Source organism: Calditrichota bacterium (genome assembly GCA_016867835.1).
GTDB lineage: Bacteria > Electryoneota > AABM5-125-24 > Hatepunaeales > Hatepunaeaceae > VGIQ01.
The window spans coordinates 16,331-27,443 of sequence record VGIQ01000027.1; the positions used below are offsets into that span (position 1 = coordinate 16,331).

General features: G+C 59.7%; 6 protein-coding genes. All 6 read left to right on the top strand.

Going from position 1 to position 11,113, the window contains the following annotated elements; all coding sequences use genetic code 11:
• The first annotated feature begins 90 nt into the window (after nt 1-90).
• The 6 genes from FJY67_04595 to FJY67_04620 are packed head-to-tail and all read left to right on the top strand — an operon-like array spanning nt 91 to nt 11,037.
• On the top strand, nt 91-4,932 hold the full coding sequence (locus tag FJY67_04595) for a T9SS type A sorting domain-containing protein (protein ID MBM3328742.1): 4,842 nt from the start codon (nt 91-93) through the stop codon (nt 4,930-4,932).
• A gap of 7 nt (nt 4,933-4,939) precedes the next feature.
• Entirely contained in the window at nt 4,940-8,236 is a 3,297-nt protein-coding gene (locus tag FJY67_04600; GenBank protein MBM3328743.1) for a peptidase S41, read from the top strand.
• Nucleotides 8,220-8,834 (top strand): hypothetical protein, encoded by a 615-nt coding sequence (locus FJY67_04605; GenBank protein ID MBM3328744.1) that lies wholly within the window; start codon nt 8,220-8,222, stop codon nt 8,832-8,834. The genes FJY67_04600 and FJY67_04605 overlap by 17 nt, the downstream gene beginning before the upstream one ends.
• On the top strand, nt 8,831-9,634 hold the full coding sequence (locus tag FJY67_04610) for a hypothetical protein (protein ID MBM3328745.1): 804 nt from the start codon (nt 8,831-8,833) through the stop codon (nt 9,632-9,634). The genes FJY67_04605 and FJY67_04610 overlap by 4 nt, the downstream gene beginning before the upstream one ends.
• Nucleotides 9,627-10,850, top strand: coding sequence for a site-specific DNA-methyltransferase (locus FJY67_04615; protein ID MBM3328746.1), 1,224 nt, complete (start codon nt 9,627-9,629; stop codon nt 10,848-10,850). The genes FJY67_04610 and FJY67_04615 overlap by 8 nt, the downstream gene beginning before the upstream one ends.
• Before the next feature lies 1 nt (nt 10,851).
• Nucleotides 10,852-11,037, top strand: coding sequence for a TdeIII family type II restriction endonuclease (locus tag FJY67_04620; GenBank protein MBM3328747.1), 186 nt, complete (start codon nt 10,852-10,854; stop codon nt 11,035-11,037).
• The last annotated feature ends 76 nt before the right edge of the window (nt 11,038-11,113 follow it).

Sequence of the window (11,113 nt, forward strand, 5' to 3'; positions counted from 1 at the left end):
AGTCGTTCGCTTATCTTAATTAGTTGCTCCGGGCTCTTCTCTGCACATTGGAGAAAGCCCTCATTCGTTATTGAAAGCCCGGCAGGTCGTATGAAACCGACAATTATCAAGACGTTGCTACTCTGCGCCGCGTTCGCCGCAGGTTCCCTGCACGCGGCCGATTCGCCGCAGCCTGCCGTGAGGATTGAGGCCCTGGGGGGTAATGTCTGGCAGGTCCAATACGATGCCGCGCGGGATGGCTTTACGGCTGCAGGGGACCCTGCTGAGCTGCTACCGGTCGTGCGTTTGATTGCCCTGCCCGACGAAGGCGAAGCTGTTGTCAGCCTTGTTGACGCCGAATCGGCGGCTATCCCCGATGTGCTCTCCCCTTTGACCAACCTTCCCGATAAGCCCTACACCCTGAGCGAGGTCTTCACCTATAGCGGTATCCGTTTTCAACCGCTCGTTTTGCACTCCGATTATCTTGCTAAGGACGGTGTTTCCACACAGGTCAACCGGTTTTCGATTCGGATAGAATTGCCGGACACCCCGCCGCTCGAGCGTCTGACCGGCTTGCGGCGACAGGCTCTTGGTTCGCTCGTCCTGAACGACGATCCGCCGCGCCGCGACCCGGTGGTTGAATCGACCGGCGGGGCGTGGGTCTATATCGTCCCAGATCAACAGGGGGCCCGGCGTGCAGTGGCGCCACTGGCGCGATGGAGGGAACTGCAAGGCCACCCTGTAATCGAACTTGCGGTTCCGAATTGGGCCGGCTATGCATGGGTGCTCGAGAGCCTGAATAGCCTGCGTGCCCAGGGCCGACAGATAGACTATGTCTGCATCGTCGGCGATGTGGCAGGCGAACTGCGAGTGCCGACTGAAGTCCACGCCGGTGAATCGGACTACGGATTTGGACTGCTCGACGGCAGCGACATACTGCCCGATGCTGCGGTAGGGAGGCTTTCGGCGGGCAGCATCGCCGAGTTGGAACGGATTGTCGCCAAGATCCTCGGCTACGAGCAGCGTCCCGACCTCGACGACCCGGGCTACCTGAGGCGCGGTGCCGTTGTCGCCGGCAGTGCGCTCTCGGGACCTTCGACCATAGCGGTAAGCCAATGGGTGCGGTGGCGAATGCTCGAACAGGGCTTCACCGCCGTCGATACCTTCTGGTTCACGATGGGGCGGGGCGTTGCCTCGTTTCTGACCGAATCCTTTGGCCGCGGCACCGGGTTCATAAACTATCGCGGCTGGACGGGGATGGAGGATTGGTCTGTCTATGATGCCGGACGGCTCGCCAACCGGCATCCTGCGGTTGCGCTGCTGTTGGCCTGCAACACCGGGGATTTCGCAGGCAATCAGATTGCCTGGACCGAAGCGCTCTTGCGCGCGCCCGGCGGAGCCGTCGGCGCTATCGGATCGGTCGGGGCTGCCACCCGCGTCAATTTCAACAATGCTTTATTGGCGGGATTTTATCGCGGGGTGCTCGATGACGGCATCCATCGCCTCGGCTGGGCGCTGAATCGCGCCAAGGTCGAATTGGTAGCGGCTTATGGCTCGAGAGCCCTCGGCGCGACGGTCGATCATCTCCGCTGGACCAACCTGATGGGCGATCCGGCAACCATCGCCTGGACGGGCGTCCCCGTCACGGTCGATTTGACAGTGCCGAATCAGGTCAACTATGGCGCTGGCGCGGTGCAGGTTGAAGTGCGTCAGCGTCAGGGTGGAGCCGCTATCGGGGGAGTCCGGGTCGGGATGTTTAAAGCGGGAGAACTAACTGCGGCCGGCATCACCGGTGCCGACGGCCTCGCTACGATCCGCTTTGATCCGCGACTCCTCACTCCCGGTCAGGCGACTTTCACCGCTTCGGGTGGCGGAGTCGTTCCGATCAGCGTCGAATCGGAACTGGTGCGCCCGGCTCGACAACTTGCCTACCGGAGCCAGTTCGTCCTCGACGACGAGAATTTTCCGCGCGACGGTAATAATAATGGGATCGCCAATCCTTTCGAAACGATTGGCTGGAACCTGATCGTTCGCAACATCGGCGGACAGATCGTCGCTTCGCCAGTCACATTCACCCTTGCCTCCGAAGACGACGATGTTGCCGTCCGCGAAAACCGGTTTGTGATCAACGCCCCGATTGCGCCCAACGGCGAGGCGACGGCCTATTTTGTGGTCGATATCCGCTCGACTTTTCCCGACCGGCAGGATGTTCCCTTCACGTTGACCGCAGCCAGTCAGGATCTTAATTGGGTGCTTCCGGTGGCGCTTCAAGGCCGCGCTCCACGCTGGAGCCCGGCTTATGTCACCACCGGCGAAGCACTGGCGGGGGGCGTCGCGACCGAACTTATCATCAGCCTAACGAATAACGGCAGCCTCGATGTCGGACCGGCGCAAGCCCGGCTTGAAAGCCTGAGCCAGTTCGTTCAGATCATTCAGCCCGATGCGCGCTATGAAGCAATGGCGGTGGGGGATACGCTTGGCGCCGACACCACCTTCCGCATCCTGGTTGTCGAGGGAGCGCCATTTGCGAGCGCTCTGCCGTTAGTGCTGCATCTTGAATCGGATGCGGGCTATGAAGCCGATGTGCCGGTCGCAGTGCAGACCATGAGCCTGCCGGCAGCCTTCCCGACCGGGCCTGATGCCTACGGCTACTACGCTATCAGCAACACCGACGAAAATGTCAACGTCCGACCGGGCGATCTCTGGCTCGAAATCAACCCACGCCTGGGCGGCGGCGGCACCGACACCGGTCTGCTCGATCACGGCGAGGACGACGATCAGAGCGTCGTTCTCGACCTGCCTTTCCCATTCCAATACTATGGCCGGGAGTTCAACCGGTTAACGGTCTGCACCAATGGCTGGGCGGCTTTTGGCGATCAGGCGCAGTTTGCCGATTTTCGCAATACTCCGATCGGGGCGCCGCAGGGGCCGGTGGCGCAATTCTGCCCGTGGTGGGAAGACCTTTATACACCCTATAATGAATGCGGCGTTTTCTATAAGAACGACACCGAGGGACATCGTTTCATCGTCGAATGGTATCGTATGCGCCGCTGGATCGGACCCGATGGGCCCGGCTCGGCCGAGACGTTTCAGATCGTTCTCTACGATCCGGCCTGGCATCCGACAACAACCGGCGACGGCGACATTCAGTTCAACTACCTCGATATAACTCATTCGGCCCGGGTCGATGGGCACGGGACGCCCTATCCAACCATTGGGATTGGCAATCTCGATGACCGCGGCGGGCTGCAATACGGCTATTGGGACGCCTATGCCCCCGGCGCGAGCCGCCCTTCGTCCGGCAGCGGTATTCTCTTCGCAACAGCCACAGTGCGCCGTTACGGCGTAGCACAGGGCACCGTTTTCGGCTTGCACAACAATGAACCGGTCGAAGGCGCGACGGTGCGCACTTCGATCGGAGGCTGGGCTCGGACCGACATTGGTGGCAATTATCGCATCGCCAATGTTCCGGCGGGGCGAGAGTTGACGCTCATCGTTGAAGCGCCCGGCTGGAACCGGGTCGTTTCCGATGTGATTCAGGTAGCCGAGGGTCAGGAAGTGGTGCGGAGGTTCTTCCTTACCCGGCCGCTGCTGGCAATCAACCGCGAGGTGATCGTAGATTCGCTGCAGGTCGGGCAGGAGATCCAGCGCGTGCGCGAATTGCGCAACACCGGCAACGGGCGCCTCGAGTTTAGTATTTCTATTGCGCCGATAGACGGCGGTGAACGAGGCGTTCCGCGTCCGGGCGACCCCGATCCGGACCGGCGGCGCGACGACCCGGACGAACTCTGGCAGAGCATGTTCACCCTCAACGCGAGCAACGTCACGGGCGACGAGCGGCTGCTCGGAGCGGTGTTTGGCAACGAGCGGCTGGTCGTATCGGGCGGCAATAACGGTGAAGCGGTGAACTATCTCTACCGCTTCAACCGCGGCGGAATGTTGACGGGACGGTCGGAGCAGCCGGTTCGTGGCGCCTGGGGTGTACACGACCTGGCCTATGACGGGCGGGATTATTATGGCGGTTCAGGCAATCAGATCTACCGTATGTCAGCCAATGGCGCCGAACTGGGACGGATCGCCTCGCCCATCGAGCCGCCGCGAGCGCTTGCCGTCGATCCGCAAGGTCGCATTTGGACGACGACACCCGGCGCGCCGCTTCACCGGCTCAGCCCTCAAGGCGCGGTCGAACGCACCTACAGCCATTCTCTCCGCCCCTATGGTCTGGCGTGGCATCCGGTCGATCCTGACGGCTGTCCGCTTTGGGTATTTTCCGCCGACGGCGTCAGCAACCTTGCCATCAGCAAGATGGACACCGCCACCGGCCGCATCCGGCTGGTGACAGAACTTGCCTTGCGTGACGGCGACCGCGCCGGTGGCTGCGAATTGACACCGCTTTGGGATGACCGTGTCTGGGCCCTGGTTGCGCTCATTCAGAATCCGGCGGGAGACCGGGTTGAAGTGATCGACGCCGGCCCAAACCTCGCCTGGATCGGCGTGGCTCCCAACGAGGGAGTTCTCGAGCCGGAGGGAATGACGCAGGTTAACATCTCGCTTTCGGCATTGCAGCTTCGGGGAGGTCTCTACGAGGCCTCGGTAGTTATTCGCCACAATGCCGCCGGCGACCGTGCCGTCATCCCGGTGCGGCTGGTGGTCGATCCGCTTCTGGCCGGGGTTTCCGATGACCTTCCGACGCAACATTCCATAACCTCCATCCATCCCAATCCGGCCAATGGCCACACCTCGATCAGGTTTGGTCTGCCACGCTCGGACCGGGTCTCCCTAACCTTGCATAGCGCGGACGGGCGATTAGTAGAAGAATGGTTGGATGAGCACCTTCCTGCCGGCAGCCATCAGCGCGTTTTCGACGCTTCGGCATATCCGGCGGGGCTCTATATCATTCGCATATCTTCGGGCGGCGCTCCGGTCGCGCGCAAGTTCGTCATTTTGAAGTGAGTGCCTGTTGAGACATAACCTGCCGGTCCGTCGGGGTGGCTGGATTATCAAATCCCTGATTGTAGTTGGACTAACGCTTCCCGCCGCACTTACGGCGGGAGCGCGTTTTATGCGCTCCCCGGCGCCTTCGCCGGACGGCAGCGAGATCGCCTTCTCTTACGGAGGCGATCTCTGGACGGTCCGATCCGACGGCTCGCACTCCCGCCGGCTCACGACACATCCCGGCTACGAGCACCTCCCGAAATGGTCTCCCGACGGCCGGTGGATTGTCTTCTCCGGAGCGCGCGAAGGCGACCGCGACGTCTATCTCATTGCCTCCGGAGGCGGCGAACCGCGCCGGTTGACGTCGTTCGACGTCGATGAGGATGTGTGCGACTGGACGCCGGACGGCAGCGCGGTCATCTTTGCCTCGCGTCGGGATGATCTCTATCCGGACTTTCCGCTTCTCTACAAAGTCCCGGCCGCCGGCGGGACGCCGATCCCGCTGGTGGGTGGTTACGGACGGGACGGGACGATTTCCCCGGACGGAACAGCACTACTTTTGACCCAGGGCGATGGACAATGGTGGCGGCGGCGCTACCGTTCGAGCGGCGCGGCACAGGTTTGGAAGGTCGAACTGGCAAGCGGCCGGTTTACTGCCATAACCGACACCGGCCGGAAAGTGTCGGGGGACGACTTTCTTAAGACGACGTCGAGATGGCCTCTTTGGGGGCGAGGCGGGACAATCTATTTCGTCTCGGAGGCCGACGGCACCCCGAATCTCTACGCCCTTGAACCGACCGGCCTTCGGCGTCAAGTTACGCATTATCAGGGCGACGGCGTCCGCTTTCCGGCAATCTCGCGCGACGGCAGCACCATCGCCTTTGAGTTGCAAGATCAGATTTTCGTGATGGTGAGCGAAGGCGAAGCGCGCCCGCTCGAAGTCGATCTCCCCCTCGATCCGGTCGAGATGATCCCCCGCGACCAGACCTTCACAGACAAGGCGCGGCGGGTCGTTTTCACACCGAACGGCAAGCAAATGCTCCTGGGGGTGCGAGGCCGCATTGCAGTAGGTCGGATCACCGGCGACGACGACAAAGCCGCGCGAGGACGGGCGAACCTTCTGTCCGACGATCCATCGGCACGAGACCGGCACGCGATCGTCTCGGCGGGCGGCGACTCGGTCATCCTGGCCTCGGACCGAAGCGGCAACAACGACCTCTATCTCGTAACCTCCGACGACCCCGAGACAAAGGAACTCGCGCGCGCCTTGCGACTTAAGTGGGAGCGGCTCACGACGCATCCGGCTGAGGAGATGTTTCCGTCGCTAACCCCCGACAACCGGTCGTTAGCCTTTGTGCGGGGCACCCGGACCTTGGTGGTGCTCGACCTGAAGAGCCGCTCGGAGCGAGTGTTGATCGATGGCTGGATGCTGAGCGACGAGTCGTGGCTGGCGTGGTCGCCGGACTCGAAATGGCTCGCCTTCGCCAGCAGCGACGACGACTACAACAGCGACGTCTGGATTGTCCCCGCCGCGGGCGGCGCGCCGGTTAACGTCAGCCGTCATCCCGACGACGACACCTTCCCGGTCTGGTCGTCCGACGGTTCCAAACTCGCCTTCCGGTCGCGGCGGCGCGACAACAACTGGGACCTACATATCGTTTTCCTAAAAAAGTCCGACCACGAGAAGAGCGCTGCCGATTGGGCTGAGGAGGTTCGCGCCAAAGGTGCCAAGAGCAGCCCCAAGGATGATAAGGAAGGCAAGAAGAAGGACGAGACCAAAGATGTTCCCCGCGTCGAGGTCGTCATCGACACGACCGATGTTTTTCTTCGACTGCGCGCGGTTACGAACCTGGCCGGAGAGGAAGGCGAGTTCGCCATTTCGCCCGACGGCAAGCGATTTGCCTTCAGCGCCGATCACGAAGGGCAGAGCGACCTCTACGCCATCGACTGGACCGGTGACAATCTGAAGCGGCTCACGACTGGCGGTGCGGCGCCGACTTCGATTTCGTTCGAAGAGAGCGGCAAACGGGTGCGGTATGTCGATAGCGGAGGTCGGGTGAAATCGGTCGAAGAAGGAGGCGGGTCCGCCAAAGATCATCCCTTTGAAGTGCGTATGCGGATCGACCCTCGAGCCGAAAGGCAGCAGAAGTTCCTTGAAACCTGGCGTGTCCTGAACGACCGGTTTTACGACTCGAACTTCCACGGTCAGGACTGGGCTGCGCTGCGGGACAAGTATTGGCCGCTTGCGGAGAGCGCCTCGTGCGAAGCGGACTTTGCCGATGTGATGCGAATGCTGTTCGGCGAACTCAACTCGTCGCACATGGGCTTCTACCTGCCCGATTCGCGGACGACGGCGGTTGGGAGGCTGGGGCTTGATTACGCCCCCAATCCGCTCCATGCGTCTTCATCCTCCCGTATTGACCCGCCGCCGGATAGAGCCGGACTGGAGATCGCCCACGTTCTGCCCGACGGCCCCTGCGACCGGATAGAGACGCGCGTTCAGGCGGGCGAGTGGCTCACTGCTGTCGCCGGCCGGCGCCTGACCGGTGAGGTGAGCCTCGATGCGCTGCTCGCCGGTCAAGTCGGCGAGCGCACCGAAATCTATGTCTGGGACGGCCGTCGTGAACGGCGTCTGATCGTTCGTCCCGTCGATCAGAACCGCGAAGGCAATCTTCGCTACGAAGAATGGGTAAAAGCCCGGCAGGCGGCAGTCGCAAGCCTTTCGGGCGGACGGCTTGGCTATCTCCACATTCGCGGGATGGGCGAGCCGTCGCTGGCGCGGTTCGAATCCGAACTCTACTCGGTCGGCTTCGGCAAAGAGGCGCTCGTCGTCGATGTCCGGCACAACGGCGGCGGCTGGACGACCGACTGGCTGCTGACTATGCTCCAAGTGCGGCGCCATGCGACGACCTTCCCGCGCGACGGCGGGCCCGGCTATCCTCAAGGACGTTTGCCGCTCTACAGTTGGACCCGGCCGATCATCGTCCTCTGCAATGAGACTTCCTTCTCCAACGCCGAAATCTTCAGCCATGCGGTGAAGCAGTTGGGGCGAGCCAAACTGGTCGGCGTTCCGACGCCCGGCGGAGTCATCTCGACCGGCCACGAATTGCTGATCGATGGCTCATCGTTCCGGCTGCCGCTTAGGGGATGGTATGCCGGCGACATGAATACACCCGACCCGAGCCGGAACCTCGAGGGGCACGGCGCCGTGCCCGACATCATTGTGGAACTTCCCCCGACGGCGCTCGGAGCGTCCGAAGACCTTCAGTTGCAGCAGGCAGTTGATACTCTTCTGAGAGACCTCGATGCGACGAAGCGGTAGGATTCAGATGCTCCCGGCCATAAGAGCGATGGCGGCGTTGCTGCCGGTGTTGGCGCTAACAGCGCTGCTCGCCGGTTGCAATGATCATGACGAGTTGCAATCGAGGGTGCTGGTGGGCCGGATAGCGCCATCGCTTCGGGCGCAAACGCCCCGGCTGGAGGAGACATTAGATCGGTATCGGGGCGAAGCGCTCGTCCCGGCTGAACCGGTCGCCTCTGGACGGCTGCGCGCTGCGGCGCTGGTCGATGCGTTAGGCAAGTGGGCTCTGGAGAATGGCGAACCCTTCAGGCAGGAGAGCGATACCTTGCGCACCCGGGCCGATGTCAACCAACTCAAGATTGAGACCATAAAGGTCATCAGGAACGGCGTCGAGTTGACCGGCACGACAAGGGTCAAGGTTATCGGCCGCAATCATGGCGAACAGCGGTGGAGGGTCGAAAACCTCGTGCTTGCCGAGCCGGCCGGGAGTGACGGCAATCTTGAGGCACTGCTCGATGCGCTGCAGGCGGCTGGATTCGTTTCCGCTGGCGGGTTACCGGTTGGGACGGGCTTCTGGCGCGAGGAGATTGCCATGTTGCCGGCAGGCAAGCGTCAATGAACAGAAGAGTGGAAATCACTCTGGCTTGCGGGCAGTTTGCGCCCCGGTTCGGCGAAATCGGATTCAACCTCGAACAGATTCGCCGGATGGTCGAAGCAACAGACGCCGACCTCTTCATCTTCCCGGAACTCTGCACCTCCGGATATGAGTTCCAGGACCGAAAGGAAGCCTTCGATCTGGCGCTTGACTTGGATAGGGGTAAGGAACTATCTTGGCTAAGCGGGCTTGCAGGGGATACCGGGACGCATCTGGTGCTGGGATTTCCCGAACGTGCCGGGGATAAGGTATTCAATGCCGCGTTGTTGGTCGAGCCGTCCGGCAAGGCGCATTTCTATAGGAAGATTCATCTGTTCGACCGGGAGAAGGAATTGTTCGACACGGGAGACATGCCGTTCGCGGTGATCGACACGGCGGGCGGGCGGATCGGTGTGATGATCTGTTTCGACTGGATCTTCCCCGAAGCGGCGCGGACGTTAGCGCTTGGCGGAGCGCAGGTGATCGCGCATCCGTCGAATCTGGTGCTGCAGTATTGTCAGAAGGCGATGTTTGCGCGGTCGGTGGAGAACGGGGTCTTTACGGCGACCTGCAACCGGGTCGGTGCCGAATCCCGCGCCGGTCGGACGCTCACCTTTACGGGCGCCAGCCAGATTTTGTCGAACCGGGGGGCGACGCTGGCGCAGGCATCGTCCGACGGTGAGGAGGTCATCCACGCCCTGATTACTCCTTCCGACGCGGACAACAAGATGATCACCGGGCGGAATCATCTGGTGGAGGATAGGCGGGAGGAGTGGTATGCTTGAGGCGAGTGTAAGAGCAGCGGCCAAGTTTGGCATCGACACGGATGAGATTCAACGTGTTGCCGATACTGCACGCAATATAGCACTGCTTGGGGATGATCTCACCTTCCTAAGCATTAGGGAGAAGGATCGCACCAAGCATGTCCATCGCTTGCACCCTTACCTTGGGAAATTTATACCACAACTTGTAGAAGTCTTCCTAAAGACCTTTTTCAAGCCGGGCGATACGATTCTTGATCCATTTGCCGGTTCGGGAACGACACTTGTTGAGGCAAATGTGCTTGGAATGAATGCTGTGGGAGTAGAATTATCTCCATTTAATGCGCTCATTCAAAAGGTAAAATGTGGAGTTTATGATGAGACTTTGCTTTCCCTTGAGATCAAGAGTGCGCTGAGCAGGGCGCGAGAGTTTTCGATGCAGTTTGAAAAGGCGAATGGCAACGGATCGCTATTTGTTCCATCACCGCACTTAAGAACGGATAGCGAGTATCTAAATACTTGGTTTGCCCCGCGGACGCTGCAGGAATTATTATTCTATCGCAGCATCATACCTGAATACCAATATCAGGAGGTTCTTAAAGTAATCTTGTCCCGATCTGCGAGATCGGTTCGACTCATCACCCATTATGATCTTGCCAGACCTAAAGAGCCTGTGAGAGATAAATACTATTGCATTAAGCACCGGAGAATTTGTGAACCGATCCAGCAGGCTTTTAAGTATATCGAACGCTATAGCCTCGATACAATTGCACGTATCAGGGATTTTGCGAGAATCCGCACTTTGAACAGCATCAAGGTTGTTCAAGGCGATTCGCGTTTCGTTAAATTGCCGGTTCGAAAAAAGATCGATGGGATATTTACCTCACCGCCTTATGTTGGCATAATCGACTACCATGAGCAGCATAGGTATGCCTATGAACTCTTCGGCTTCCCGCGCTTTGACGAGCAGGAAATCGGACCGGCGGTGAAAGGTGCATCCAGCGCCGCCAAGCAGGCTTATGCGGATGGGATTGTGGCGACGTTTAGGAATATAAATCAATTTCTCCGTAAGAATGCTACTATTCTAATCGTAGCCAACGACAAATTCGGTTTGTATGAGAATATCGGCTTGGAATGCGAATATTCACTTATACAGGTATTTCATCGTCCAGTGCTCATGCGCACAGAGCGGGATGAGAATAAGTATTATGAATCAATTTTTCATTTTGTAAGAGATTAGAATGCCTATTACTGATTCGCAAATACGAGAAATATCTAATCTTCTAAAGTGCAAGATCACGGATAAGCTTCGTGAATATTCGCCTGAAACACAAGCAATGCCATTTCATGTTCGGCTTCTTGGTAGGGATCGAATGGCTCTTTATTCGTTTATCCATTCTATTATTAATGGGGTCATTTTATTATAGACACATTCAGGCGGCATAGGCGACCTTGGGAGCTTTGAAGAACCGCCGGACTATGTCCGGTCGTTTCTGCGTCACA

What these genes read in the sequence shown, in the direction of transcription:
- FJY67_04595 (MBM3328742.1), top strand. Translation starts at nt 91, where the DNA reads ATGAAACCGACAATTATCAAGACGTTGCTACTCTGCGCCGCGTTCGCC.
- FJY67_04605 (MBM3328744.1), top strand. Translation starts at nt 8,220, where the DNA reads ATGCGACGAAGCGGTAGGATTCAGATGCTCCCGGCCATAAGAGCGATG.
- FJY67_04610 (MBM3328745.1), top strand. Translation starts at nt 8,831, where the DNA reads ATGAACAGAAGAGTGGAAATCACTCTGGCTTGCGGGCAGTTTGCGCCC.
- FJY67_04615 (MBM3328746.1), top strand. Translation starts at nt 9,627, where the DNA reads ATGCTTGAGGCGAGTGTAAGAGCAGCGGCCAAGTTTGGCATCGACACG.
- FJY67_04620 (MBM3328747.1), top strand. Translation starts at nt 10,852, where the DNA reads ATGCCTATTACTGATTCGCAAATACGAGAAATATCTAATCTTCTAAAG.